24 protein-coding genes are annotated in these 24,037 nt (G+C 64.8%); 14 read left to right on the top strand and 10 right to left on the bottom strand.

Annotation, left to right across the window (positions count from 1 at the left end):
* Positions 1-92: 92 nt before the first annotated feature.
* Both lexA and AB7A72_RS22175 read left to right on the top strand, forming a co-directional pair.
* A complete protein-coding gene (gene lexA, locus AB7A72_RS22180; RefSeq protein ID WP_312409268.1) occupies positions 93-809 on the top strand; it encodes a transcriptional repressor LexA in 717 nt (238 codons plus the stop codon).
* 135 nt (positions 810-944) lie between these two features.
* The gene (locus tag AB7A72_RS22175) at positions 945-1,487 is read left to right on the top strand and encodes a hypothetical protein (RefSeq protein WP_369461195.1); all 543 of its coding nucleotides are present in this window, start codon (positions 945-947) and stop codon (positions 1,485-1,487) included.
* Between the two features lie 258 nt (positions 1,488-1,745).
* Here AB7A72_RS22175 and AB7A72_RS22170 read toward each other — a convergent pair whose 3' ends face one another.
* The 3 genes from AB7A72_RS22170 to AB7A72_RS22160 form a co-directional block, all read right to left on the bottom strand.
* Positions 1,746-2,381, bottom strand: a complete 636-nt coding sequence (locus tag AB7A72_RS22170; protein ID WP_312451238.1) for an FMN-dependent NADH-azoreductase — start codon at positions 2,379-2,381, stop codon at positions 1,746-1,748.
* Between the two features lie 62 nt (positions 2,382-2,443).
* Positions 2,444-3,169 (bottom strand): SDR family oxidoreductase, encoded by a 726-nt coding sequence (locus AB7A72_RS22165; RefSeq protein ID WP_369461194.1) that lies wholly within the window; start codon positions 3,167-3,169, stop codon positions 2,444-2,446.
* 33 nt (positions 3,170-3,202) lie between these two features.
* Entirely contained in the window at positions 3,203-3,640 is a 438-nt protein-coding gene (locus AB7A72_RS22160; protein WP_312409272.1) for a carboxymuconolactone decarboxylase family protein, read from the bottom strand.
* 123 nt (positions 3,641-3,763) lie between these two features.
* Between AB7A72_RS22160 and pdxR the strand changes: the two genes are divergently transcribed.
* Positions 3,764-5,200 (top strand): MocR-like pyridoxine biosynthesis transcription factor PdxR, encoded by a 1,437-nt coding sequence (gene pdxR / locus AB7A72_RS22155; RefSeq protein ID WP_369461193.1) that lies wholly within the window; start codon positions 3,764-3,766, stop codon positions 5,198-5,200.
* A gap of 15 nt (positions 5,201-5,215) precedes the next feature.
* On the opposite strand, the gene AB7A72_RS22150 is transcribed toward pdxR, so the two are convergent.
* A complete protein-coding gene (locus tag AB7A72_RS22150; protein WP_312451228.1) occupies positions 5,216-6,010 on the bottom strand; it encodes a crotonase/enoyl-CoA hydratase family protein in 795 nt (264 codons plus the stop codon).
* A gap of 209 nt (positions 6,011-6,219) precedes the next feature.
* Between AB7A72_RS22150 and AB7A72_RS22145 the strand changes: the two genes are divergently transcribed.
* Positions 6,220-7,209 (top strand): Bug family tripartite tricarboxylate transporter substrate binding protein, encoded by a 990-nt coding sequence (locus AB7A72_RS22145; protein ID WP_369461192.1) that lies wholly within the window; start codon positions 6,220-6,222, stop codon positions 7,207-7,209.
* A 54-nt stretch (positions 7,210-7,263) separates the two neighbouring features.
* Positions 7,264-8,052, top strand: a complete 789-nt coding sequence (locus tag AB7A72_RS22140) for an enoyl-CoA hydratase/isomerase family protein (protein WP_312409276.1) — start codon at positions 7,264-7,266, stop codon at positions 8,050-8,052.
* Between the two features lie 57 nt (positions 8,053-8,109).
* On the opposite strand, the gene AB7A72_RS22135 is transcribed toward AB7A72_RS22140, so the two are convergent.
* Positions 8,110-8,535, bottom strand: coding sequence for a PaaI family thioesterase (locus tag AB7A72_RS22135; RefSeq protein WP_369461191.1), 426 nt, complete (start codon positions 8,533-8,535; stop codon positions 8,110-8,112).
* Positions 8,536-8,654: 119 nt separating this feature from the next.
* Between AB7A72_RS22135 and AB7A72_RS22130 the strand changes: the two genes are divergently transcribed.
* Complete coding sequence (locus tag AB7A72_RS22130) at positions 8,655-9,152, top strand: flavodoxin family protein (RefSeq protein WP_239812277.1); 498 nt, start codon at positions 8,655-8,657, stop codon at positions 9,150-9,152.
* Between the two features lie 76 nt (positions 9,153-9,228).
* On the top strand, positions 9,229-9,699 hold the full coding sequence (locus AB7A72_RS22125; protein WP_369461190.1) for a CopD family protein: 471 nt from the start codon (positions 9,229-9,231) through the stop codon (positions 9,697-9,699).
* 57 nt (positions 9,700-9,756) lie between these two features.
* Here AB7A72_RS22125 and AB7A72_RS22120 read toward each other — a convergent pair whose 3' ends face one another.
* The 3 genes from AB7A72_RS22120 to AB7A72_RS22110 form a co-directional block, all read right to left on the bottom strand.
* Complete coding sequence (locus AB7A72_RS22120; protein ID WP_407065009.1) at positions 9,757-11,940, bottom strand: TonB-dependent copper receptor; 2,184 nt, start codon at positions 11,938-11,940, stop codon at positions 9,757-9,759.
* A 216-nt stretch (positions 11,941-12,156) separates the two neighbouring features.
* On the bottom strand, positions 12,157-12,594 hold the full coding sequence (locus AB7A72_RS22115; protein WP_369461189.1) for a DUF2946 family protein: 438 nt from the start codon (positions 12,592-12,594) through the stop codon (positions 12,157-12,159).
* Positions 12,595-12,643: 49 nt separating this feature from the next.
* The gene (locus tag AB7A72_RS22110; protein WP_369461188.1) at positions 12,644-14,188 is read right to left on the bottom strand and encodes an acetolactate synthase large subunit; all 1,545 of its coding nucleotides are present in this window, start codon (positions 14,186-14,188) and stop codon (positions 12,644-12,646) included.
* 413 nt (positions 14,189-14,601) lie between these two features.
* Between AB7A72_RS22110 and AB7A72_RS22105 the strand changes: the two genes are divergently transcribed.
* The 6 genes from AB7A72_RS22105 to AB7A72_RS22080 all read left to right on the top strand — a co-directional run bounded on the left by AB7A72_RS22105 (position 14,602) and on the right by AB7A72_RS22080 (position 19,912).
* The gene (locus tag AB7A72_RS22105; RefSeq protein WP_369461187.1) at positions 14,602-15,081 is read left to right on the top strand and encodes a hypothetical protein; all 480 of its coding nucleotides are present in this window, start codon (positions 14,602-14,604) and stop codon (positions 15,079-15,081) included.
* Between the two features lie 280 nt (positions 15,082-15,361).
* Positions 15,362-16,123: a transporter substrate-binding domain-containing protein gene (locus AB7A72_RS22100; RefSeq protein WP_312409284.1), complete on the top strand. Its 762-nt coding sequence runs from the start codon at positions 15,362-15,364 to the stop codon at positions 16,121-16,123.
* Between the two features lie 207 nt (positions 16,124-16,330).
* A complete protein-coding gene (locus tag AB7A72_RS22095) occupies positions 16,331-17,017 on the top strand; it encodes an ABC transporter permease (RefSeq protein WP_239812283.1) in 687 nt (228 codons plus the stop codon).
* On the top strand, positions 17,014-17,727 hold the full coding sequence (locus tag AB7A72_RS22090; RefSeq protein WP_369461186.1) for an ABC transporter permease: 714 nt from the start codon (positions 17,014-17,016) through the stop codon (positions 17,725-17,727). The genes AB7A72_RS22095 and AB7A72_RS22090 overlap by 4 nt, the downstream gene beginning before the upstream one ends.
* Before the next feature lie 19 nt (positions 17,728-17,746).
* A complete protein-coding gene (locus tag AB7A72_RS22085) occupies positions 17,747-18,523 on the top strand; it encodes an ABC transporter ATP-binding protein (RefSeq protein ID WP_239812285.1) in 777 nt (258 codons plus the stop codon).
* 159 nt (positions 18,524-18,682) lie between these two features.
* Positions 18,683-19,912 carry an MFS transporter gene (locus AB7A72_RS22080; RefSeq protein WP_369461185.1) on the top strand — a complete coding sequence of 410 codons (1,230 nt, stop codon included), beginning with the start codon at positions 18,683-18,685 and terminating at the stop codon, positions 19,910-19,912.
* 37 nt (positions 19,913-19,949) lie between these two features.
* Here AB7A72_RS22080 and murB read toward each other — a convergent pair whose 3' ends face one another.
* Positions 19,950-21,050, bottom strand: coding sequence for a UDP-N-acetylmuramate dehydrogenase (gene murB / locus AB7A72_RS22075; RefSeq protein WP_133857172.1), 1,101 nt, complete (start codon positions 21,048-21,050; stop codon positions 19,950-19,952).
* A 65-nt stretch (positions 21,051-21,115) separates the two neighbouring features.
* Between murB and AB7A72_RS22070 the strand changes: the two genes are divergently transcribed.
* A complete protein-coding gene (locus tag AB7A72_RS22070; RefSeq protein ID WP_021026760.1) occupies positions 21,116-21,601 on the top strand; it encodes a YajQ family cyclic di-GMP-binding protein in 486 nt (161 codons plus the stop codon).
* Positions 21,602-21,675: 74 nt separating this feature from the next.
* Here AB7A72_RS22070 and AB7A72_RS22065 read toward each other — a convergent pair whose 3' ends face one another.
* Positions 21,676-23,817 (bottom strand): TonB-dependent receptor, encoded by a 2,142-nt coding sequence (locus AB7A72_RS22065; RefSeq protein WP_369461184.1) that lies wholly within the window; start codon positions 23,815-23,817, stop codon positions 21,676-21,678.
* Positions 23,818-24,037: the final 220 nt, after the last annotated feature.

Here is a 24,037-nt window from a genome sequence, read left to right as displayed (position 1 = left end):
GGTTAAAAATACAGGTACTGGATTGATATACAGGTGTTGGAGTGCACGGCAGCTTGGCTGCCACCCGGCACCACAGATCACACGGAGATCTTATGCGAGACCATCCCAAACTCACCGCGCGCCAACAAGAAATTCTGGACCTGATCCAGACGGCCATCTCGCGCACCGGCGCCCCGCCAACGCGCGCCGAAATCGCCAGCAAGCTGGGCTTCAAATCGGCCAATTCGGCAGAAGACCACCTCAAGGCGCTGGCACGCAAGGGTGTGATCGAGCTGGTCAGCGGTACCTCCCGGGGGATTCGCCTGCAAAGTGATACCGTGCGCTCCATCAATGCCGCACGCGGCACGCGCTTTTCGTCGCCGCTGGCAGGCGTGTCCAACGCCACCGCCGGCCTGGGCCGCGTGGTGCAAGAGCTCGCCCAGCTGGCCCTGCCGCTGATTGGCCGCGTGTCAGCGGGCTCGCCCATCCTGGCGCAAGAGCATGTCGATCAGACCTATACCGTTGAAGGTGGCCTGTTCCAGCAGCAGCCCGATTACCTGCTGAAGGTACGCGGCATGTCGATGCGCGATGTCGGCATCATCGATGGCGATCTGCTGGCCGTCAAAGCCACCCGCGAGGCCCGCAATGGCCAGATCATCGTCGCGCGTCTGGGCGATGACGTCACCGTCAAGCGCCTGCAGCGCACCAAGGATGGCATCGAGCTGCTGGCCGAAAACCCGGATTACCTGCCCATCGTCGTGCAGCCGGGCGAGCCCTTCGAGATCGAAGGCATTGCCGTCGGGTTGATTCGCAACACGATGCTGAACTAAGTCAAGCGGCCCTGTCGGCCCCTCCCTTTCTGCGCAACCCCAGGTAGCGGGCGTTGTGGGCACCCGGCCCACAACCCTGGGGAATGCGCTCGCCTTGCGCAATCCTGCTGTCATCCGTACACCAAGGAGTCTCCCATGCTCGTAGCAGATGCATTGCGTGCGCTTGCGCCCTTTTCCCTCGTCGCTGGCCTGCCCTGGTTCCAGTCCATCCAACGTGCCATCGTGCGCAGCAGCCGCCGCCGTCCAGGCCATGGCGCCGCCAACGATGGCCAGCTTGCGGCCCAGGTGCATTGCTTTGCCGCCGCCTCCAGCGCCGCTGCGCAGCGTGGTGCCGTGCAGCAACTGAGCCTGCTCGATGGCCCCAGCATTCCGCCTGGCGTGGACGGCCCTGCTGAAGAGACACCCGCACAGCGCCCCATCGACCGCATTCGCCTGCCGCGCAAACCCGCAGCGCGCCGCCGCCTCTCGGTCGGTGCACCGTCTCACACCCGCCCGTTCTTGTCGGTACAGCGCTGCAGCGCCCAGGCCGCCAACGATGCCCCCGTCAAGATGTACTGGGCGCAACCGGCCAGCCTGCACCGCCAAAAGGGCATGCGCTGGGCCATGTCGGGCAGCATGGCCGATATCTGTGCCGAGCTTGAACGCCTGGAGCGGCTGGAGCATCTGCACGCGGTCTAAGCCAGTGCCAATCCGGGCCGGTGCGTTGTAGCCAGCCTGCTGGCAGCTGCATGCCTGCTGTCACGAGGGGTGGACAGCAGCGGAATCGCTACGCTGGGTTGACGCAGACGCTGAACGTACCGGGCGTTACCGCCATGCCGGGCACGCGCCAAACCGGCACCTTCAGCGCTCTGCCTTCAGCCCGCTGCCCGCTGCTCATGGCCACTAAGCCGTGGCTGCCGCCGCACTGCCAGTGGCTTCTTCTTTTCTATCTTTCGCTCAGCGTGCGGCCGCAGCAGCCTCCAGCGCCAGCTGTTTGAAAGGCGCCAGCTGCTCGCGCAGGGCATCCCTCGCGCCATCCACTGCAGCAGCCACCGCATCGGGCCCCAACACCAGACCTTGCAGCAACACAAAATGCACATTGCGGATGCCGATGGAGGCCAGCGCATAACGCAAATAAGGCGTCAGAAAGTCCTCCTGACGCGCTTTTGGACCTGCATGGAAGCCGCCTGAACTGACCAACACCAAGGTGGGCCGGTCCTTCATCAGGCCGATCTTGCCTTCCGGCGTCGACGCAAAGCTGCGGTGGATACGGATCACCTGGTCCAGCCAGAGCTTGAGCGTGGCCGGCACCGCAAAGTTGTGCATGGGGGTCAGAATCATCAGCAGATCGCTGTCTTCCAGCTCTTTGATCAGCGTTTCCGACCAGGCCAGCGCGGGTGCGTCTGCGCTCGCGTTCGAGGTGATCGCCAGCGCATAGTCGCGGCTGATCGGCGGTATCGGTGTCGCGACCAAGTCGCGCTCAAACAACGGCTGCTGCGCAAGGCCCAGCTCTGCCAGCATGTCGGTTGCCAGTTGGTAGGCGTGGCTGGCCTGGCCGTGTGGGCCACAGTTCAAGAGCAAGGTACGGGTCATCGTTTGTCCAATCGTTTGAGTAGTCAGGCCAAGGTGGGCAGCATCCGCACAGTTCTACGGCATCACATCGCCCGGGATTTGCACACCCAGGCGGCGAGCGTGGTTCGGCCCAGGCGTGCTGGCCCCACCGGAACCAGGCAGCCATCGTCCAGCAGCGCGCCCCGGTAAGGCACATCGGCATCGCCCAGCACCATGCGAGGATCGCCTTGCAAGCGCAGGTATTGCTGCACCCACTCGGCCATCGCCATCTTCTGCGGGCCGGCCACGTCCATGCAGCCCGCCAAGGGCTGCGCCAGCGCGGCATCGGCCACCAGCATCGCCAAATCCTCTGCCGCCACCGGCTGCACCGGGGCCACCGGTATCGCCAGCACCGTATCGGCTACGCTGTCGTGCGCCAGCTGCGCCAGGCTTTCGTACAAGGGTGCTGCACGCAGCACGGTACAGGGGGTGTTGCCTGCCAGGACCAGCTGTTCCCGCAACGCGATCGCCTGGTAGTAGCCGCTGCCTTGCAATCGCTGCACACCCAAGGCCGACAGCGCAATATGGTGCGCAACCGCTGCAGCAGCGATGGCGGCATTCAGCTGCCGGCATGCGCGCGCCCAGCCCTCCAGCGCATCGGCCGTATGCACCTCAGGCGGCTCGCGCACATCGATCAGCACCTCGGCACCATGCAGCGCAGCCGGCAGTTGGGGGCCCGCATCGGCGAGCACCGGGTAACCCAGCTGCCTCAGATTGCCGACCACGCGCTTGCCCAGCGGGTTGCAGCCGCCCAGCACCAGGACTTTCATAAGCCGCGTTGCACCACACCGGGGGCTTGCCCGTTAAACGGGCATCTTGCGGAAGGCAATCGCAAAGCGGTTCCAGCTGTTGATCGATGTGATCACAGCGGTCAGCTCCATCAGCTCGGCATCGCTGAAGTGGGGGCGCACGGCTTCCCAGGCGGCATCGGGCACATGGTCGTGCGCTACAAGGGTCAGTGCCTCGGTCCACGCCAGCGCAGCGCGCTCACGGTCGCTGAAGAACGGGGTCTCACGCCAGGCGGCGACAGTGGCCAGACGACGGCTGGATTCACCGGCCTTCATCGCATCGGTCACATGCATGTCCAGGCAGAAGGCACAGCCATTGATCTGCGAGGCGCGCAGGCGCACCAGTTCCTTGAGCAGAATGTCCAGGCTGCCTTTGGCAATCTGGTTTTCCACGCCCAGCAGCGCTTTCATGATGGCGGGGTCAGCGGTGTAGAAGTCGAGTCGGGTTTGCATATCTATCTCCATCCAGGGTTGCGTCGGTGAATTCCGTTGCTGGCAGCCAGTATGCGATGGTCTTGGCCAAGCCAAAAGAGCCAAGAAATGCAAAAATGACTAGGCCAAGATAGGAATACCTGGATGCCCGACCCCACCCTCCCCGTAAACGCGCTGCAGCTGCAGGTAGACCGCAGCCTGCAGCTGCCCATGTACCTGCAGATCTGCCAGCGCTTCAAGACCGCCATTGCGCAAGGCCATCTGCGCGCGGGCGACCGGGTGCCGGCGTCGCGGGCGTTGGCGGCCGAGCTGAACCTGTCGCGCGGCACCGTCGATCTGGCCTACCGCATCCTGGCCGATGAAGGCTATTTCCAGGTTCGCGGGGCAGCGGGCACGGTCATATCACCGGGCCTGCCCCGCGCCGCGTCCGCAATGGCGCCGCAAGCCATTGCCCAGCCACCGGCCACCCACATCGTCGACTACGATGGCCTGCAGCCCCGGCCGCTGCAGCTGGGGCTGCCGGCGATCGATGCCTTTCCGCGCAAGGTCTGGAACCGGCTGGTCACCCACCGCCTGCGCAGCAGCGAGCCCTTCCGTCTGGCCTACCCCAACCCGCAAGGCGATGAGGAACTGCGCCAGCGCATTGCGGCCTACCTGGCGGTCTCGCGTGGCGTCACCTGCGTGCCCGAGCAGGTATTTGTCACCACCGGCCTGCGCAATACCTTGGAGCTGAGCCTGCGCAGCCTCGCCAGCCCCGGCGATGCGTTCTGGTTTGAGGACCCGGGCTATATCCTGGCCCGTCCGTTTTTACAGAATGCCTCGGTGCAGATCGTGCCGGTGCCGGTCGATGCCCAGGGCATGCAGGTGGAAGTTGGCCGGCAGCGGAGCCCTTACGCCCGGTTTGCGATGGTGACACCGTCGCACCAAAGCCCGCTGGGCGTGACCCTGTCGCTGGAGCGGCGCATGGCGCTGCTGGACTGGGCGCGGGAGGCCGGCAGCTGGATCATCGAAGACGACTACGACAGCGAGTTCCGCTACCAGGGCCGGCCCCTGCCCGCCCTCAAAAGCCTGGACCGGCAGGACCGCGTGATCTACGCCGGCACCTTCAGCAAGGTGATGTTTCCGGGCCTGCGCCTGGCCTACGCGGTGGTGCCGCTGGAGGTGGTGCCACGCTTTCAGGCTGTCAGCTCCAACCTCAATGCCGGCTGCCCCTATCTGCTGCAGGCCAGCGTGGCCGATTTCATGGCCCAGGGCCACTTTGCGCGCCACCTCAAGAAGATGCGGCTGCTGTACGCCGAGCGCCGCGAGGTGGCACAGCGCAGTTTTCAGCAGGTGCTGGGCGATCGCCTGCGCATTGACTTGCAGCCCGGCGGTCTGCATTTGCTCGGGCAGATTCGGGACGGCGACAACGACAGCCTGGTGGCCCAGCGCGCCCGCGCGCAAGGCCTGGCCACGCATCCGCTGTCGCGCTGGTATATCGATGCCGCGCCCCGCCAAGGCCTGCTGATGGGCTTTGCCAATATCACCAGCGAGGCGCAGGCCTTGCAGCTGGCCCGGCAGATCCAACAAGCCTTCGGCTAGCGGACGAACGGCGTGTTAGCCCTTGAACTCCGGCGTACGCTTGTCGAGGAAGGCGCTCACGGCCTCACGGTGGTCGGCCGTCTGGTGCGCCAGCGCCTGGTAGGCAGCCGACAGTTCCAGCAAAGAAGCCAGGCTCTGGTGCATGCCTTCGCGCATCAGTTTCTTGGTCATGCGGGTGACCTGGGGCGGGTTGGCGGCAATCTCGCTGGCCAGTGCATTGGCGGCGTTCAGCAGTTCCTCGGGCGGCACCACCTGCGACACCAGACCCCACTGCAACGCGGTGGCAGCGTCGATCATGCGGCCGGTCAGCGACAGCTCGGCCGCGCGCGCCATGCCAATCACCCGGGGCAGCAGCCAGGCACCGCCGTCGCCGGGGATGATGCCCATCTTGACAAAGCTCTCGGCAAACCTGGCCTTGTCCGAGGCCACACGCAGATCGCACATGCACGCCAGGTCCAGGCCCGCACCGACGGCCGCGCCATTGATGGCGGCGATGGTGGGTACTTCCAGGTTGAACAGCGCCAGCGGCAGGCGCTGGATGCCACGGCGGTAGTCATCGCGGATGCGCATGCCATCGACATCGCCAAAGGACTGCTGCTGCATGGTCTTGATGTCGCCGCCCGACGAGAACGCGGGGCCCTCGCCCGTCAGGATCACCGCGCGCACACTGCTGTCGGCCGCAATCCGCTCGCAGGCGGCCAGGATCTCGGCCACCGCCGTGTTGCCGGTCAGCGGGTTGCGGCGCTCGGGCTGGCACATCGTCAGGGTGACGACATGGCCTTGCTGTTCGTAGTTCAAAAATGCAGTCATGGAAAGGGCTCCTGGTTCCGGTAGGTCTCGATGCAGTCAGCGCTGTGCGCCTCACGGGCCAGCATACGGGTAAAGGCCACATGCGACTGCATATCAGCTGAGTGCAATTTGGTATTGGACGCTGCCCAAAAACGGCCCTAGCCTGCATGGATGCTGGGGCAGGCAGCCCCCCACATGCCCATAACTAGATGCTGCCTAGGAGACAGTTGATGCCCGTATCCCGACGCCAGTTCCACCACCGTCTTGTGCGATGGGGCGCAGCCGCCAGCCTGGCCAGCCCCTGGCTGGCGCGCGGGGCCGATGCCCCCTTGCGCTGGGTCGTGCCCTACCCCGCAGGCGGTGCAGCCGACCAGATCACGCGCATCGTCGCCCAGGATGTGGGCCAGAGCAGCGGGCAACCCATCGTCATCGAGAACAAGGCCGGCGCCGCCGGCATGATTGCCGCCGAGACCGCACTGCGCGCACCCGCCGACGGGCTCACCTTCTTTGTCGGATCCAATGCGCCGCTGGTCATCAACAGCGCCATCTACGCCAAGATGGGCTACGACCCGGTCAAGGATTTTGTGCCCGTCGCGGGCCTGGGCAAGGCGCCTTTGCTGCTGGTCACCCGCAAGGACCTGGGCGCCAGCGATCTGCGCGCACTGATCGCGCTGGCCCAGCAGGCACAGCGCCAGGGCAAGACGCTCAGCATGGGATCAGCGGGCAGCGGCAACATCACCCATCTCGCAGGCGAATACGCCAGCGAGCGCATGGGTTTCCAGGTCACCCATGTGCCGTTCTCCGGCAGCGCGCCGGCCATCACCAGCATGATGGGCGGCAATGTGGACATCATGTTCGACGCGCTGCCCTCGTGCATGCAGCAGGCGATGGGCGGGCGCATTGTGCCGCTGGCGCTGCTGGACAAGCAGCGTTTTGCAGCGCTGCCCCAGGTGCCCACGCTGGCCGAGCTGGGTTTTGGCGACACCGAGGCCAGCGCCTGGTTTGGCGTGGTGGCCCGCAGCGGCACACCGGCCGACGCGGTGGCGCGCATAGCCCGCGCCATCCACCAGTCCCTCGCCAAGCCTGAGGTGCAGGAGCGCCTGCGTCGCATAGGTGCGCAGCCGATGGCGGGCAGCACCGCAGAATGGGGGCAGTTCGTGGCCTCGGAGCGCGAACGCTGGATACCGGTGGCCCAGAAACTGGGCATCCGTGCCGAATAGCCCCCGCTCCCGCCGCTGGCCCGCCTTACCGCTTTATTTTGAAAACCGACTGATATGACCGCCCTGACCCTGAGCATGCATGGCACCACCGCCGTGCTGACGATGAACCGCCCCCAGGCCCGCAACGCGCTCGACGAGCAGATGCGCGAAGATTTCACCCGCCTCATCCCGCAGGTGCGCGATGACCGCGCCATCAAGGCGGTGGTGCTGACAGGTGCCGGCGGCCATTTCTGCGCCGGTGGCGACATCAAGAGCATGCAGGCCACTGTCGCCGGCAAGCAGGATGTGTTTGACAGCCGCAACCGCATGCTGGGCCTGCACCGCTGGTTTGATGAGTTGCTGGACATGGAAAAGCCCGTCATCACCGCCGTGCAAGGCAGCGCCTTTGGCGCCGGCCTGTCGCTGGCGCTGGCTGGTGATTTTGTGCTGGCGGCGCCCTCTGCCAAGTTCTGCTGCGTGTTTGCCAAGATCGGCTTTGTGCCTGACCTGGCCGGCATGTACTTGCTGCCGCGCCTGGTGGGCCTGCAGGCAGCCAAGGAGCTGGCCTTTACCGCCCGCGTCGTAGCCGCCCCCGAGGCCCAGCAGATGGGCATGGTCTACAAGATCGGCAGCGAAGACGTGCTGGCCGACGCGCTGGCCTTTGCCGAGCGCTTTGCCAGCGCACCGACCGAGGCCATGGGCTACACCAAACGCGTGATGAACCGCGCGTTTGAGACCCAGCGCGACGAGATCTACCAGCAAGAAGCACTGGCCCAGACGCTGTGCCGCGAAAGCGCCTTCCACCAGGAGGCCATTGCCCGCTTTGTCGGCAAGCAGCCGCCGCTGTTCCAGTGGCAGGATTGAGCGCAGCCTGAGGCCGCACCAGCAAGCCGCCCCAACGTGGCTGGCTGGTAAGCCGCCTCAGTACTTCACATTGACAATCGTCGCCTGCAGCAGCGCCACTACCTTGGGCGCCGCTGCAGCATCTGCGCCATAGGCCAGCACCTCGCCGCTGCACACCGTCAGCAGCTTGCCGGCATTCACCACCTTGCCGATGGCGACAAAGCGCTCGCCAATCGCCGGGCGCATCAGGTTGATCTTGAACTCGGCCGTGACCACCTCATAGCCCTCGGCAGCCACCGTCAGTGCTGCATAGCCCGCTGCGCTGTCCACTACACTGCTGACGGCGCCAGCATGCAAAAAACCATGCTGCTGCGACAGCGCCTTTTGGTAGGGCAGCACAATCTGCACCTCCCCCGGCTGCACGGACACCAGGCTCGCGCCCAGGGTCTGCATCAGCCCTTGGGCATGGAAGCTGGTGGAAATGCGTTCAAACAGGTCGTTCATGGTCGTATGCCTTGTGGCGAAGCCTCGATAGCGATCAGCCAATCTAGCATGCAGCGCAGCGCGTGGCATGGCCCCGCGTCCTGCACATGACAGCTGCCTTTGCCACTATGCTTGCGGCCATGGACAGCGCCCAACTCCTGATCGTCTACCACAGCCACACCGACGGCAGCCGCCAGATGGCCGAAGCCGCCCGCGCCGCCGCTGCCAGCCAGGCAGGGGTAGAAGTGCGCCTGCTCTGCGCACCCGATGCCGGGCCTGATGATGTGTTGGCCGCCAGCGGCTACCTGTTTGCCTGCCCCGAGAACCTGGCCGCGATGAGCGGGCTGATGAAGGACTTTTTTGACCGCTGCTACTACCCGGCGCTCGACCGCATCCAGGGCCGCCCCTATGCATGCTTGATTTGCGCTGGTAGCGATGGCAGCAACGCGGCACGCCAAATCGCCCGCATCGCCACAGGCTGGCGGCTCAAGCCCATCGCGGAGCCGCTGGTGGTGTGCACCCATGCCCAAACGCCCGAGGCCATTGCAGCGGCCAAGCAGATTGGCGCAGACGATCTGCAGCGCTGCCGCGAGCTGGGCGAAGCCATGGCCGCAGGCATCAGCATGGGTATTTTTTAAAGCTGGCCCGCATCCCCAGCCCGGGCGGCTTGGCGCGTACCATAGCGCATCCCCACACCACAATATGCCGCCCCCGATGCTCTACATCATTCTCAAAACCGTGCACCTGCTGTCCATCATCGTCTGGCTGGGCGGCATGGCCTTTGCGCATTTCTTTCTGCGCCCCGCCCTGCAACAGCTGGAGCCGCCCCAGCGCCTGGTGCTGATGCGCGATGTGCTCCAACGCTTTTTTGCGGTGGTGCTGGTCATCATCGCGGCCGTGCTGCTGTCAGGCATCGGCATGATGGGCCTGGTTCATAAGATGGCTGCGCAGGCCGGTGCCAAGTTCAACATGCCCGTCTCCTGGATGGTGATGGCCGTGCTGGGCTTGGCAATGATGGCCGTCTTTGGCCACATCCGTTTTGCGCTGTTCAAGCGGCTGGACCAGGCCGTCAATGCCAAGGACTGGCCGGCAGGCGGCAAGGCGCTGGGCCAGATCCGCCAGCTCGTCGCGCTGAACCTGGCGCTGGGCACGGTGATTGTGCTTTTTCTGCGCGTCCCGCTGTAAGGACTCCAAGCCGCAGCGCCGCCACCGGATTCTGCCCGGCAGCTGCGCTGGCCTGCATCAGAACTTCATATCCCCTCGCAGCCACAGAGTGCGCCCCGGCTCGTTGATGCGCACCCCGCCAGGGAAGCCAAAGCCCGCATTGCCAGCCAGGTTCAGGTGCTCGGCATAGGTCTTGCCAAAGACATTGTCGATACCGGCAGTCAGGCGCAGCTGCTCGCTGACCTTGTAGCCGGCATGGAGCGACAGCACCCCGAAACCGGCACTGGGCCCCAGATCCTGGCCGACGACATTGCCCTGGCCGCTGGCATAGCGGTGCTGTGCGGCAACCAGGCGCCACAGTGCGCCAGCGCTCCAGGGGCCTTGTCGGTAGTCCAGGCCCAGCTTGGCCTCCAGCGGCGGCACCTGCGGCAGCGGTTTGCCATCGCTGCGGTTGCGGGCCCAGCTGTAGGCCATCGTGGCCTGGGCGGTCAAGCCGGGAGTCAGCTGGTAGCTGCCACCCAGCTCGGCACCGGCGGTGCGCGCCTGCACATTGCGCACGTTGGAGGCCATGCCCACATAGTCAAACAGCAGATAGTCCTGCACCTGGCCGACATAGGCGGAGGTCCAGAGCTGCCAGCCCGCGCCCTTCCAGCTTGCGCCCACATCGATCTGCGTGGTTTTCTCCGGCCGCAGGCGGTTGAAGGCATCGCCCTGGTCTGCGGCGCTGTTACTGGGCGATATCAGCTCCCAGTAATCCGGAAAGCGCTGCACATGGCCAATGCCGGCATAGAGCGTGCTGCCATCGGCGCGGGCGCGCTCCCAGCGCAAAAAGCCGCTGGGCATGGCGCTGCGTTCGCGGTGGTTGCTGGCCGTGGCGGCCATGCTGCCCTCCATGCCAGCCATGGCCTGCATGCCCCCCATACCGCCCATATCGCCCATGCCATCCATGCTGCCCATGCCACTGCCGCTGGGGTAGCGCCAGGCCTGTGCCCGGTCCAGCCGCAGGCCGGCCACCAGTTTGTCCTCGCTGCCCAGGTGCTGCGTGGCCTGCGCAAACAGACCCTGGTTGCTGAACTTGGCATCCCGCGCCCACGGCTTGTTGCGGTAGGACTGCATCTCCGTGCCCGACCGGCTGTCGTGCGGGCTGCCCATCGCATCGACGCCCAGCACCGCTTCGGTGTGCGGCCCCAGTTGCCATGTCGTTGCCACCCGCATGCCGGTGGTGGTGCGCCGCACATTGGCCGCCATCGGCATCGACATGCCCCCCTCCGGCACAAAGGGCCGCAGGCTGAAGTTGTCCATCACATGGTCGGCGCGGTGGTAGTACAGCTGCGCTTCCAGCTTGGTCAATCGCTCGCTCAGGTTCTTTTTCTCCAGGCGCAGGCCATAGCTTTCGCGCTTGAACTGGGTGCCATCCATGCCCCGGCCGCCATAGCGCGCCTCGCCATCGCCCTGTCCCGCACTCAGCTCCAGCAAGGTGTTGGCATCGGGCGTCCAGCCTATCGCCACATCGGTGTTCCATTTGTCCCAGTGCGAAGGCACGCGCTGGCCATCGCCGTCGCGGTAGTCCTTGCTTTGCGAATGGTTGGCGGTGAGGCGAACGTAGTACTCGGCATTGCCGGCCAGCAGGTCGATGTTCTGGTCGCTGCGCGCGGCCGTGCCGCCTTGCAGGCTGGCAGACAGGCGCACCTGTCCGCTTTCCAACGCCGGCCTTTCGCGGTCAAAGCGCACCACCCCGGCCGATGCACCCGGCCCCGAGATCACCGTCTGCGGGCCCTTGACCACCGTCAGCACATCGTAGGTCTCGGGCGATATATAGGAGCTGGGCGAATCCATGCGCGCCGGGCATGCGCCCAGCAAGGTCTGCCCATTGGTCAGGATCGGCAGACGCGAGCCAAACTGGCCCCGGAACACCGGGTCGCTGTTGGAGCCCCCACTGCGGATCGCCGAAAAGCCGGGAATGCTTTTGAGGTAGTCGGCCGCATCACTGGCCGGCACCGGTTGGCGCGGCTGCTTGGGATCGGCCACCACCTGCAGCGGCGAATGCTCGTGCACCGCTGTCACCACGGTCTCCTGCAGGCTGATTTCAGGCGCGCTGGCCGCAGCAAGCACCGGGGCATCGGCCGTATCCGGCGTCTGCGCCCAGGCAGCACTGCTGGCCAGCATCAGTACGGATAGCGCCATCTGCGGTCGCTGCAAACGGGCGCGCGGCGGGGCAGGCAGGCGCAGATTGGGCGCTGCCTCTAAAAAGTAGGAAGTCATCAATGTCTCTCGCAGCAAGCGCTGCAGGCGCAGCGGCTTGCATCAATGGGGGGTGCGGGCGCTCGCAGCCATGCCCAGGCCCAGCCGGCCGCAGCCAAGGCGGCCAAAGCAGGCATCACAAGCAGGACGACGAGGCCCATGGGCCGCAGAGGCTGCAGGACGGCCCTCCGCACGCAAAGCGCAGAGCTGGCAGCAGCATCACTGCGGCATCAACACTTAGACGAGGACGGCTGGTGGTCCGCGCGCAGGCAGCGGCGCGCCCGGCGCGTGGAGGCTGTGCGCTGTCTGGGCCTGCCACTGGTGGTGGAAGGCAGGGGCCGCTGGCCGGTGCACATCGGCGGCAAAGGCCTGCGGCAGCGCCATGGCTATGCAAAGCACGCAATCGGCGCCATGGGCACTGTGCGCGCTGTGGTCGGCATGGTTTACGCTGCTATCGGCCAGGAGATCTTCGGAGGTCTGGTGATCGGCATGGGCCAGCGCCAGATCCAGCGCCGGTGCATTGACGCTGCAAACATCGGCCGCCAGCGCCGCGGCCATTGGCTGTGCCAGCACACGCACCTGCACACCTGCCACCGATGCCACGAGCAGCAGCAACGCAAAAACCGCCGTGATCACGGCGGAAAAGCGAGGGCGGCTGCGCAGGCGTTGGAGCATGGTCAGGCAGCAGTGTAGGTGAGATCCAAAGTAGAACTTTCAGAATTTATTAAATTATCAGTTCAATCAAAAAGGGGCCAGGTTGGGCAAAGCTGGCCTGCATCAGCCTGGCGCACTCTTCCATGCTGGTGGCCCGCGCCGCTTCCACGCCCATGCCTTCGGCCAGTTTCACCCAGCCGATCGATGGGTTGCCCAGGTCCAGCATCTGCATGGCGGTGGCGCCCGGCGTGGCGCCCACGCCCTTGTATTCGCCAATCAGGATGTTGTAGCGGCTGTTGTTCAGCACGATGGTGGTGACAGGCAGCTGCTCGCGCGCCTGCGTCCACAGCGACTGCAGCGAATACATCGCCGAGCCATCGGCCTGCAGGTTGATCACCCGGCGCTGTTTGCCCGCGCCAATGGCGGCGCCCGTCGCGACCGGCATGCCATCCCCAATCGCCCCGCCCGCCAGGTGCAGCCAGTCATGCGCTGGCGCGGCATGGGTGTGCGGGTAAAAGCCCCGGCCGTACGAGATGCTCTCGTCCGAGACGATGGCGCCCTCGGGCATCAGTGCCGCCACGGTGCGGGCCAGCCCCTCGGGCGTGGGCGCGCCGGTGGCCGCTTCGGGCCGGGGGCCCGCATCGGGTATGGCAGCCTGCGGCGCCTGCAGTGCATCGGCCAGGGCCTGCAGTGCCGTCAGCGGCTCCTGCTCAGGGCGCGTCAACACATGCAGCTGCGCGCTGTCCGGGTACTGGGTGGACGGCAGGCCGGGGTAGGCAAAAAAGCCCACGGGCGGCTTGGCGCCCACCAGGATGATGTGCTCAAACCGGGCCAGGGTCTTGATCGCGGCCTCCATGCCATAGGGCACGCGCTCCAGCGCCATGCGGCCCCGGCCACGCTGCAGGTGCGATGCGCCGTACTCGGCCAGCACGGCCGCGCCGCTGGCCTGCGCCAGCCGCCACACCAGCGCCTGGGCCGGCGCAAACACCGCCGCGCCCGATAGCAAAATCAAGGCCTTGCCGCCGGCCTGGCGCAGCACCTTGGCCACGTTATCAACCGCATGGCCATCCACCGCTGGCGGCGTGGGCACCGCAAGCGGCTGCGCCACCACACCGCCCTCATCCCACGAGACATTGGCCGGCAGAATCAGGCTGGCGATCTGGCCGGGGAAAGTCGAGGCGGCACGCACCGCCATCGCCGCGTCCTGACCCAGGTCCGCACTGTGGGTGCTGGTATGCACCCAGCCCGATACCGCGCGGGCCAGGCCATCGGTGTCGGCCGTCAGCGGCGCATCAAAAGGCCGGTGGTAGGTGGCCTGGTCGCCGACGATATTGACGATGCCACTGCGCGCGCGCCGGGCGTTGTGCAGGTTGGCCAAGCCATTGGCCAGGCCCGGGCCGCAGTGCAGCAACGTGCAAGCGGGCTTGCGCGCGATGCGGTAATAGCCATCGGCCATGCCGGTGACCACGTTTTCCTGCAGTCCCAGCACGCAGCGCATGCCGGGTATCTGGTCCAAAGCTGCTACAAAGTGCATCTCGCTGGTGCCAGGATTTGCAAAGCAGGTGTCCACACCTGCAGCTAGCAAGGTCTTGACCAGACTGTGTGCGCCATTCATCTCGGTGTCCTTCGGGGTTGCCTATCACTGCGCGACACCTTAGCCGCAATGGTGCGAAAACCGGGTCACCAAGATGAAAGCGCGCAGCGCGGGCAACGCGGCAGCGCGCGGCAATAGCGCGCTGGCACAGGCACCGCACAGGGTTTTGCATTCAGGTTTTATGTAGGCCAATTCTCAAACGCTGTTACGGCATTGGATGGCGGCGTAGGCCCTGGCTGCGCTGCACAGTGGTGCCTTCACAGGAATGGGCCGCGCAGTCCGGACTGCGCTGGCCGATTCCGGGCTGCATGATGGGGTTCCGAAACTCCATCAGCCCCTCATCCGCTATGCCGCATCTGAATACCAAGTGTTACCACTAGCGCGCCCGCAGCGCCTAGGATGGCCCGATGCACAACCACACCAAGGAAACCCGCATGCACCGTATGTCCCGCCACGCCCTGCTGTCCACCGCCCTGGCCTGCGCCGCTTTTGCGGCCCAGGCCCAAAGCACGCCCGAGGCGTCCAGCGCACCTGCGCCTTCGGCCGCAGCCAGCAGCGAGGCTGCACCGCAGGCCCCTGCGCCCAACCCGGCAGCAGAGAAAGCCCTGGCCCAGCGTTTCCAAGCGCTGTTGGCGGCCTTTGAAGGCAAGGCCGCGCTGCCCGATGCCAAAACCTTTACCGATGACTTCAACAAGCAGGTCAATGGCGATCAGATGAAGCAGGTGTTCAATGACGTGCACCAGAGTGTGGGCAGCTGCAAGGTGGCCGCGCAGATGACCAGCCCCACCCCCTACATCACCAGTTACCTGCTGCAATGCGACAAGGCGTATGTGCCGATGGACATCGGCATCGAGGAAAAGGCCCCCTACCGCGTTCACAGCCTGCTGATCCGCCCCGGTTACTGGAAGAAGTAAGCGCAGACGTTTCGACAAAATAGACGATCAGAACGACCATCACAACAGTTACTTATCAGTGTTTCCCTGGATAGGGCGTAAAAATTGACGCTTCAACGTCGATTTTTACGCTTAATGGGCAATTAGGCTGGTGATAATGCGCACAAGCTCGCCGCTTCGGCCAAAAGCACGGCGCAGGGCTGTCGCCGGGTCGCCACACGCTGATGGAGACTCCGACGAAGGGCTGCAAAAGCACTAGCATGCTAGCCACCTCATCAACATTAGGATCCGAGGATTCACTATGCGTAAAACCTTGATCGCACTGGCAGTGGCCGCTATCGCAGCCCCCGCATTTGCTGCAGACCTGAAAGTAGCTGTCGACCCGACCTACGAACCGTTCACCTTCAAGACGCCCCAAGGCGACGTCACCGGCTTCGACGTCGACATCGCCAAGGCGGTGTGCGAGCAGATCAAGCGCAAATGCGTGTTTGTCGAACAGGTCTGGGACAGCATGATTCCCGGCCTGCAAGCCAAGAAATATGACGTGATCGTCAGCTCCATGTCGATGACCGATGAGCGCCGCCGCGTCGTGGATTTCAGCGACCGCTACTACAAGACCCCCAGCGCGGTGGTTCTGAAGAAAAGCGCCGAATACAAGGGCCCGGCATCGGCCAAGGGTCTGAAGATCGGCGTGCTCAAGGGCTCCACCCAGGAAAAGTGGGCCAACGGTGAGCTCAAGCCTGCAGGTGCGACCATCGTGCCTTATGAAGCACAGGACCAGGTTTACCTGGACATCAAGTCCGGCCGCTTGGATGGCACCGTGGCCGACAAGGTCGAGGTCAATGGCGGCTTCCTGCGCAAGCCCGAAGGCGCCGACTACGGCTACAAGGGCCCGGACCAGTACGAGACCAAGTACTACGGCGACGGCATCGGCATCGCGATGCGCAAGAACCAGGGCGATCTGAAAAAGCAGATCAACGAGGCGATCAAGACCATCCGCAGCAATGGCACCTATGCCACGATTGCGAAGAAGTACTTCGATTTCGACCCCTACGGCAACTGATCCGTGCAGAGCCTTGCTGCACTCCCGGTGCAGTAGGCTCTAGATCAGGGCTAACACCAAGCGGCGCGGTGCTCCAGAGTCTTCATACTGGAACGCGCCGCAATTCCATGGTGCCCTGCCCCTTTTGCAAGCGCCTTCAGAGGCAACCACCAGGCCATTCACCAGCGCTATTGCACACCGCAATACCGCCGCCTAAGGCCAGAAACTATGAGTGATTACTTTCAATCGATCCTGATGGGCTCGCTGCTCACCGTGGCGGTCTCGCTGGCGTCGGCTGCCATCGCCACCGTGCTGGGGCTGCTGGGCGCCAGTGCCAAGCTCTCAGGCCGCCGCCCGCTGGTGGTGCTGGCCACGTTCTACACCTCCATCGTGCGCGGCATCCCCGAGCTGGTGATGATGCTGCTGATCTTCTACGGCGGCGCCATCGGCCTCAATACCTTGCTCGAGAAGATGGGCAGCGAAAGCTCCGTCGACCTCAACCCCTTTGTCGCCGGCGCGTTCACGATCGGCTTCATCTACGGCGCCTACATGACTGAAACCTTCCGGGGCGCGATCCTGGCCATCCCCAAGGGCCAGATGGAGGCGGCCTGGGCCTTCGGCATGAGCCCGGTCAAGACCTTCTTCCGCATCACCTTGCCGCAGATGGTGCGCTACGCACTGCCCGGCTTTACCAACAACTGGCTGGTGCTGATCAAGGCCACCGCGCTGGTCAGCCTGATCGGTCTGCAAGACATGACCTACCTGGCCAAGCAGGCCAGCGCCGCTGCGCGCGAGCCCTTCATCTTCTTCCTGTTCACTGCTGCGCTGTACCTGATCTACACCTCGGTATCGCTGTGGGCGCTGGGCCGCCTCAATGCGCGCTACAGCCTGGGAACCGAAAAGGTGCAGCTATGAACTGGGAAGTCATTTTTCAGCCGGACACCCATGCGCTGTATGGCGAGGGCCTGGTCACCACCCTCAAGCTGCTGCTCTCCAGCCTGGCGATTGGCGCGGTGCTGGCCTTGTTGGGCGCGCTCGCCCTGGTCAGCCGTTCCTGGCTGCTGCGCAAGACCGTGGGCGCCTTTACCTACTTCATGCGCGGCACGCCGCTGCTGATCCAGGTCTACCTGATCTACTACGGCTTCTCGCAGCTCGAATGGGTGCAGGCACGCTGGGATGCGGTCTGGCCCTGGACCTATTTCAAGGAGCCGTTCTTCTGCGCCTTCCTGGCCTTCACGTTGAACACGGCCGCCTACACGGCCGAGATGCTGGCCGGCTCGATCCGCGAAACCTACAAGGGCGAAGTGGAAGCGGCCCGGGCGATGGGCATGGGCCGCTGGCAGCTGATGCGCCGCATCGTGCTGCCCAGCGCCATCCGCCGCACCCTGCCCGCCTACAGCAACGAGGTGGTGATGATGCTGCACTCGACCAGCCTGGCCTCGACCGTGCCGTCGCTGGTGGACCTGACCGGCGCCGCCAGCCGGGTGTATTCGGATTACTACCTGCCGTTTGAAGCCTATATCGCCGCAGCGGTGATCTACCTGTGCATCACCTTCATCCTGATTGGCATCTTCCGCGTGGCGGAGCGCCGCTTCCTGGGCTACCTGGCTCCGCGCAAGGCCTAAGACATTCGAGCATCGAGATATGAACGCATCCAACTACAAACTGCAGGCGCTGGACATCCACAAGAGCTATGGCAGCAACCAGGTGCTCAAGGGCGTCTCGCTCAATGCCTGTGCTGGCGACGTGATCAGCATCATCGGCAGCTCCGGCTCGGGCAAGAGCACCTTTTTGCGCTGCATCAACCTGCTGGAGCAACCGCAGCAGGGCCAGATCATCGTCGCCGGCGAAGCACTGCAGCTGCGCACCGGCCGCAATGGCGCGCTGGACGCCGTCGACCCCAAGCAGCTCCAGCGCCTGCGCAGCAAGCTGGCCATGGTGTTCCAGCACTTCAACCTCTGGGCACACATGACCGTGCTGCAGAACATCATTGAAGTGCCGGTGCATGTGCTGGGCATCAGCAAGGACGAGGCCGTGGCCCGTGCCCGCAAGTACCTCCAGCTCGTGGGCCTGGAGAACAAGGAAGACAGCTACCCCAACCACATGAGCGGCGGCCAGCAGCAGCGCGTGGCCATTGCCCGCGCGCTGGCGGTGGAGCCCGAAGTGATGCTGTTTGACGAGCCCACCTCTGCCCTCGACCCCGAGCTGGTCGGCGAAGTGCTGCGGGTCATGCAGGTGCTGGCCCAGGAAGGCCGCACCATGCTGGTCGTCACCCATGAAATGGGCTTTGCCCGCGAGGTCTCCAACCATGTGATCTTCCTGCACCAGGGCCTGATCGAAGAGCAAGGCCCGCCGCGCGAGGTGCTGGCCAACCCCAAGAGCGAGCGCCTGGCACGCTTCCTCTCGGGCAGCCTGAAGTAAACCGCGCAGGCCAAGTTCTGCCCGCGACAGGACCTGCGCGATCCGAGCGCCGGGCAGGCGCAAAATAGCGCCCGGTGCTGCCGAGAACCTTGAGGAGGTTTTCAGCAGCACCCCTCAATCCCGGCCCTTCAGCGCAGATCCGATACCCCATCACCCAACATGGGCACGCCCAGCTCCCCGCCTCCCGCATCCGATCCGGTCGCAGACAGCGGCGCAGAGTTTTCGCTGCGCCGCATCGCGGTGGCCGCCTTTGGCCCCTCGCTGCTGTTTGGCATTGGCGAGGGTGCGGTGCTGCCGGTCATTGTGCTGATGGCGCGCGATCTGGGCGCCTCGGTTCCCCTCGCAGCGCTGGTGGTGGGGCTGGTCAGCATTGGCTCGTTGCTCAGCAATATCCCGGCCTCGCTGATCACAGCCCGCTGGGGCGAGCGCTGGGCGATTGTGGCCGCAGGCCTGTGGAGCGCGCTGGGCATGGCCCTGTGCCTGGCCACCCAGCAGCTCTGGCTGTTTGCGCTGGGCTGCCTGATGGTGGGCATGTCGCAGGCGGTCTACAACCTGGCGCGGCAAAGCTATCTGACTGAGGCGGTGCCGGTGTCGTTCCGCGCCCGTGCGCTGTCCACCCTGGGTGGGGTAATGCGCATCGGCATGTTCATCGGCCCCTTCATTGGTGCCTGGGCCATGCATGCCTGGGGGCTGCATGCCGCCTTTGCGGTCGGAATTGTGGGCGTGCTCTGCGCCGCAGCCATTGGCCTGCGTGTACCCGATCTGGCGGCCCCCGCTGCGCTTCCGGGCCAGCCGCTGCCGACCGAGGCGCCGTCCATCGCAGGCATTCTGCGCGATCACCACCGGCTGTTTCTCACCTTGGGCATGGGCGTGCTGCTGGTCAGCGCCGTGCGCGCCTCGCGCCAGGTGGTCATTCCGCTGTGGGCCGACCATCTGGCGCTGGCGCCTGCAGCCGCATCGCTGGTGTACGGGCTGGCTGGCGCCATCGACATGCTGGTCTTCTACCCCGCCGGCAAGCTGATGGACCTGAAAGGCCGGCGCTGGGTGGCCGTGCCATCGATGCTGGTGATGGGCACCGCCATGCTGCTGATGCCGCTGACCGGCACCGTGATGACCTTGCTGCTGGCCGCGATGGCGCTGGGCTTTGGCAACGGCATTGGCTCAGGCCTGATCATGACCTTGGGCGCCGACCACGCACCACGCCATGCCCGGGCGCATTTTCTGGGGATATGGCGCCTGGCGGCCGATCTGGGCTCATCGCTCGGGCCAGCGCTGCTGTCGTTTCTGGCCGGCAGCCTGTCGCTGGCCAGCGGCATTGCCTGCATTGGCCTGCTGGCCTGGGGTGCGGCCGCTGCCCTGGCGCGCTGGATACCGCCTGCCAAGCGCTGATCTGCGCCCACCAATGGGTGCAAAGCGGCGTTAGCGCCTACCAGACGACCGGTTCCGGCTCCAGCTGGATACCAAAGCGCTCATAGACGCTGGTCTGGATCGCGCGCGCCAAGGTGACCACCTCACCGCCGGTAACGCTGCCCTCCCCTGCGCCCAGGTTGACCAGCACCAGCGCCTGGCGGTCATACACACCGGCCTTGCCAATGCTTTTGCCGCGCCAGCCGCAGGCATCGATCATCCAGCCCGCAGCCAGCTTGATGCTTCCATCGAGCATCGGGTAGTGCACGATTTTGGGCTCGCGCGCGATGATGTCCTCGCACTGGTCGGCCGTGACCTGCGGGTTCTTGAAAAAGCTGCCGGCATTGCCGATCTGCGCCGGATCGGGCAGCTTGGCGCGGCGTATCTCCACCACCCAGTCAAAAATATCCTGGGCGGTGGGCTGCGCAATGCCCTTTTCGGCCTGCTTGCGGGCTAGGTCCAGGTAGCCCAGCTCGGGCTTCCAATCCTTGGCCAGGCGCAGGCGCACATGGGTGATCACCGCGCGGCCCGCCAGCCCCATCCCCCGGGGCTCGGCGACGCCGGTGGCGCGGGCGATCATCGTCAGCGGCATGGTTTCGGCCGGCGCATGCTTGAACACCGAATCCCGGTAGCCAAACGCGCACTGCGCCGCCTGCAGGCTGAAGTGTTCGCCATTGCTCAGGTCGATCGCATCGAGCGAGTCAAAGCGGTCTTGCAGCTCCACGCCATAGGCGCCAATGTTCTGCACCGGCGCCGCACCTGCGGTGCCGGGGATCAGCGCCAGGTTCTCCAGCCCGGGGTAGCCCTGGGCCAGGCTCCAGGCGACCACCTCGTGCCAGACTTCACCGGCACCGACCTCGATGATGTAGTGCTTGTCGGTCTCTTCGACCAGGCGCTTGCCCATGATTTCCATCTTGAAGACGGTGGGCTCGACATCGCCAGTGATAACGATATTGCTGCCGCCCCCCAGCACCACCACCTGGCGGCTGGCGCCCAACGGGGGCTGGGCCAGAAAATCACGGATATCCTGCGGGGCCTGCACGCGCACCAGGTTCATGGCCCGCGCCATGATGCCAAAGGTGTTGTATTGCTGCAGCGGGGCATTTTTCTCGACTAACATCGGTAGATTGTCGCACTTGTCGCGACCCACTCAGGCGCTCAGCCTGGCCTGCAAGGAGAGTATTTATGCCATCGTTTGACACGGTTTGCGAAGCCGACTTCGTCGAGGTGAAGAACGCTGTTGAGAATTCCGCCAAGGAAATTGGCACCCGTTTCGACTTCAAGGGAACGTCGGCCGGTATCGAGCTCAAGGACAAAGAGATCATCATGTACGGCGATGCCGACTTCCAGCTCGTGCAGGTCGAAGACATCCTGCGCAACAAGCTGACCAAGCGCAATGTGGATGTGCGCTTTCTGGACAAGGGCGATGTGCAAAAGGTCGGCGGCGACAAGGTCAAGCAAGTGATCAAGGTGCGCAACGGCATCGAGCAGGAGCTGGCCAAGAAGATCCAGAAGCTCATCAAGGACAGCAAGATGAAGGTGCAGGCTGCCATCCAGGGCGATGCCGTGCGCATCACCGGCGCCAAGCGCGACGATCTGCAAGCGGCGATGGCGCTGCTGAAGAAAGACGTGACCGACGTACCGCTGTCGTTCAACAACTTCCGCGACTGATCCGCCATCGGTCAAATACCAACAGGCCGCGCTGCATGGTTTGCAGCGCGGCCTGTTTTTATGGCGCCTACCTTTTAGAACTGGTAATTCGCGCTTAGCAGAGCACCACGCGGCGTGCCGGGCATGCTGCTGCTGCGCCAGTATTCCTTGTTGGTCAGGTTGGACACCGCCAGGGTGACGGTCCATGGCGCGGCGCGCCAGCCTACCAGGCCATCCCATCGGGTGTAGCCCGGCACGCGGCTGGTGTTGGCGTCATTGGTGTAGCGGGCGCTGGTGTGGGTCACACCCAGCTCGGCGTACCAGTTGCCTGCGGGCGCATAGCGCAGAAAGACATTGCCATTGCGGCGCGCGGTGTTGGCCAGGTAGTTGCCTTCCAGCGCGGGGTTGGCCTTGTTCTCGGTGACCTTGGCCGCCATGATGCCGACGCCGCCACGCACATACCAGAATGGTGCGACACGTCCGGCCGCGCTGAACTCGATACCGCGCGAGCGCTCCTTGCCACGCACCGCCCAGGTGAAGGGGTCGTTGTCCGGATCGGGGCGGTAGCGGATGTTGTAGTGCTCCAGCTGGTAGACGGCCAGCTGTGTGGACAGCGCGCCATCGAGCCAATCGCTCTTCACCCCCACCTCGAACTGCTGCGAATGCTGGGGCTCGTCGTCCAGCACTGCGCCAGGAGCAGTATCGACCAACAGCATGCCCCGGCCGCCATAGGGCGAGAAGCTGCGGCTCCAGGACGCATACAGGCTGTGCTCACGCACCGGCTGCCAGACCAGGCCGGCGCGGGGGCTGACCGAGTGGCCATCGGTACTGCGGCTGGCCTTGTTGAGCTGGTTGGTGCTGTTGAAGTCAAAGTTGTCATAGCGCGCACCCAGCAGCAGCTTCCACTGGTCGCTCAGGCTGATCAGATCCTGCACATACAGCGCGCGGGCCGTGCCTTTGTGCAGGTTGTGCTGCGATGGCGTGCCTTGGGGCGGGCGCACGGCATCGAACACCGGGTTGTTCGGGTCGATATAGCCATTGCTGTTGGCGGTGCTGAAGAGGCGCGGCGCGCGCTCTTCCTCGCTGTGCTCCACGCCCAGCAGCAACTCATGGCGCATGCCGGCCAGGTCCAGCTTGCCGGTCACATCGACGGTGTGGGTGGTGGTGCGGTTCTCGGTTTGCTGCCAGGCATAGCTTTGGCGCAGCAGACCGGGGTTGGCGCACTTGGCGCCCGCCGGGGTCAGGCCCTGGAGGTTGCAGTAGGTGCCGGCAAAGTAGTGGTCAAAGTCCTGGCTGGCTTCACGCTTGCTGGCCACCCAGCGCACGCTCCAGGCCTTGTTGAACTCATAGGACAGGTCCGAGCGCAGCACGCGCAGGCGGTCTTCGACAAAGTCGCCTGGCTGGGCAAAGCCCTGGCGCAGCGACATGCCCGGCGGCATCTGGTCGTAGGCAGGGCCCCGGTCCGGCACGCGCCAGACGTTGTCATAGGTGTACTGGCCGGTCCAGCGCAGGCCCGTGCGCGTATCGACCAGGATGCTGGGCGAGACCATCTCGTTGCGGTTGCGGATGCCGCTGCGAAAGCTGTGCGCCTGCTCGCGGTCGGCCGTCAGGCGCATGACCACATTGGGGCTGATCACCCGGTTGATGTCGATGGTGCCGCCCACGTTCTCCCAGGAGCCACCGCGCAGCGTGACGCTGCTGACGCCATCAAAGCGTGCCTGCTTGCTGACCATGTTGACCACACCGCCGCCAGCGCCACGGCCGTAAAGCACCGAGGCGGGGCCTTTCAGAATCTCGATGCGCTCCACATTGGCGGTGCTGCGGCGCACCTGGCCGGATTCGCGCACGCCGTCGCGGTAGATGTCGCCGCTGTCGGCATTGAAGCCGCGGATCATCACCCCCTCGCCACGCATGTCGTAGCTGGTATTGACGCCCGGCACGCCATCGAGCATGACCGACAGATCATTGATGCCGTAGCTCTTAAACTTGTTGACTTCCAAGGTGTCGATGGTCTGCGGGATGTCCTTGGGCGCCATATAGGTCTTGGTCGCCGTGGTCACGCCTTCGGGGCGCACATCGTCGGGATCGAACTGGTCGGCCGACACCTGGACCGTTGGCAACGTGTGCTCTTGCGCCATGGCCGGCATCGCCGCCAGCATCAACAGCGCGGCAACCGACAGGCCGGCGCGCTCGCCTCTTGTACGCGCGAGCGTCTCGCTGCGAAGGGCTTGGATCATTGAAAACTCCTGAAACAATAATTCCGCTTGGTTAACGGCTTGTAAATTTGAGTCAGGAATGCTAATGATAACAATTATCAATAGCAATGTATTAACCTTCAACTGGCAGTTACTTTTCCAAAAAACAACGGGCTAGCCCTTGGGTCAAAAAAATAAATCCCGGGTCCTGGCGCATGCCGCTTCGTTTACGATGTAAAGCCATCGCCCCGCCGATAGCCGC

The sequence above is a fragment of the Comamonas sediminis genome, from assembly GCF_041107495.1.
Taxonomy (GTDB): Bacteria; Pseudomonadota; Gammaproteobacteria; order Burkholderiales; family Burkholderiaceae_C; genus Comamonas; species Comamonas sediminis.
This window is presented reverse-complemented; position numbering and strand designations above follow the sequence as displayed.

Excerpts from the sequence above, each read along its gene's own strand:
- AB7A72_RS22175 (WP_369461195.1), top strand. The coding sequence starts at position 945 with ATGCTCGTAGCAGATGCATTGCGTGCGCTTGCGCCCTTTTCCCTCGTC.
- pdxR (WP_369461193.1), top strand. The coding sequence starts at position 3,764 with ATGCCCGACCCCACCCTCCCCGTAAACGCGCTGCAGCTGCAGGTAGAC.
- AB7A72_RS22170 (WP_312451238.1), bottom strand. The coding sequence starts at position 2,381 with ATGACCCGTACCTTGCTCTTGAACTGTGGCCCACACGGCCAGGCCAGC.
- AB7A72_RS22070 (WP_021026760.1), top strand. The coding sequence starts at position 21,116 with ATGCCATCGTTTGACACGGTTTGCGAAGCCGACTTCGTCGAGGTGAAG.
- AB7A72_RS22090 (WP_369461186.1), top strand. The coding sequence starts at position 17,014 with ATGAACTGGGAAGTCATTTTTCAGCCGGACACCCATGCGCTGTATGGC.
- AB7A72_RS22105 (WP_369461187.1), top strand. The coding sequence starts at position 14,602 with ATGCACCGTATGTCCCGCCACGCCCTGCTGTCCACCGCCCTGGCCTGC.
- AB7A72_RS22125 (WP_369461190.1), top strand. The coding sequence starts at position 9,229 with ATGCTCTACATCATTCTCAAAACCGTGCACCTGCTGTCCATCATCGTC.
- AB7A72_RS22085 (WP_239812285.1), top strand. The coding sequence starts at position 17,747 with ATGAACGCATCCAACTACAAACTGCAGGCGCTGGACATCCACAAGAGC.
- AB7A72_RS22130 (WP_239812277.1), top strand. The coding sequence starts at position 8,655 with ATGGACAGCGCCCAACTCCTGATCGTCTACCACAGCCACACCGACGGC.
- AB7A72_RS22135 (WP_369461191.1), bottom strand. The coding sequence starts at position 8,535 with ATGAACGACCTGTTTGAACGCATTTCCACCAGCTTCCATGCCCAAGGG.
- AB7A72_RS22165 (WP_369461194.1), bottom strand. The coding sequence starts at position 3,169 with ATGAAAGTCCTGGTGCTGGGCGGCTGCAACCCGCTGGGCAAGCGCGTG.
- AB7A72_RS22120 (WP_407065009.1), bottom strand. The coding sequence starts at position 11,940 with ATGACTTCCTACTTTTTAGAGGCAGCGCCCAATCTGCGCCTGCCTGCC.
- murB (WP_133857172.1), bottom strand. The coding sequence starts at position 21,050 with ATGTTAGTCGAGAAAAATGCCCCGCTGCAGCAATACAACACCTTTGGC.
- AB7A72_RS22065 (WP_369461184.1), bottom strand. The coding sequence starts at position 23,817 with ATGATCCAAGCCCTTCGCAGCGAGACGCTCGCGCGTACAAGAGGCGAG.
- AB7A72_RS22100 (WP_312409284.1), top strand. The coding sequence starts at position 15,362 with ATGCGTAAAACCTTGATCGCACTGGCAGTGGCCGCTATCGCAGCCCCC.
- AB7A72_RS22145 (WP_369461192.1), top strand. The coding sequence starts at position 6,220 with ATGCCCGTATCCCGACGCCAGTTCCACCACCGTCTTGTGCGATGGGGC.
- AB7A72_RS22160 (WP_312409272.1), bottom strand. The coding sequence starts at position 3,640 with ATGCAAACCCGACTCGACTTCTACACCGCTGACCCCGCCATCATGAAA.
- AB7A72_RS22080 (WP_369461185.1), top strand. The coding sequence starts at position 18,683 with ATGGGCACGCCCAGCTCCCCGCCTCCCGCATCCGATCCGGTCGCAGAC.
- AB7A72_RS22115 (WP_369461189.1), bottom strand. The coding sequence starts at position 12,594 with ATGCTCCAACGCCTGCGCAGCCGCCCTCGCTTTTCCGCCGTGATCACG.
- AB7A72_RS22110 (WP_369461188.1), bottom strand. The coding sequence starts at position 14,188 with ATGAATGGCGCACACAGTCTGGTCAAGACCTTGCTAGCTGCAGGTGTG.
- AB7A72_RS22140 (WP_312409276.1), top strand. The coding sequence starts at position 7,264 with ATGACCGCCCTGACCCTGAGCATGCATGGCACCACCGCCGTGCTGACG.
- AB7A72_RS22095 (WP_239812283.1), top strand. The coding sequence starts at position 16,331 with ATGAGTGATTACTTTCAATCGATCCTGATGGGCTCGCTGCTCACCGTG.
- AB7A72_RS22150 (WP_312451228.1), bottom strand. The coding sequence starts at position 6,010 with ATGACTGCATTTTTGAACTACGAACAGCAAGGCCATGTCGTCACCCTG.
- lexA (WP_312409268.1), top strand. The coding sequence starts at position 93 with ATGCGAGACCATCCCAAACTCACCGCGCGCCAACAAGAAATTCTGGAC.